At 73.1% G+C, this 349-nt stretch carries 1 protein-coding gene; it reads left to right on the plus strand.

Annotated elements, in window-relative coordinates:
• The coding region (locus ADK65_RS04085) for an AMP-binding protein (protein ID WP_159038713.1) at positions 1-349 on the plus strand (349 nt) is incomplete at both ends.

The raw sequence follows: 349 nt of genomic DNA on the forward strand, positions 1-349 counted from the left end.
GGAGGGAGTGACCGGCGCCGACTTCGTGCCCTCGCTCCTGGAGGCGTTCGTCGCCGAGCCGGGGGCCAAGGAGTGCACCAGCCTGCGCTGGATCGAGGTGGCGGGCGAGGCGTTCCCGGCGGAGCTGGCGAACCGGGCCGTCGAGGTGCTGCCCGGCTGCGGGGTGCACAACCTGTACGGTCCGACCGAGGCGTCGGTGGAGGTCACGGCGTGGCAGCACGTGCCGGGCGCCGACCGGGTGCCGATCGGTGCGCCGATCTGGAACACGCAGGTGTATGTGCTGGACGCGGCGTTGCGTCCGGTGGCGCCGGGTGTGGCCGGTGAGCTGTATCTGGCGGGTGCGGGTCTG

Origin of the sequence: Streptomyces sp. NRRL B-1140 (assembly GCF_001280065.1) — a bacterium.
Taxonomy (GTDB): Bacteria; Actinomycetota; Actinomycetes; order Streptomycetales; family Streptomycetaceae; genus Streptomyces.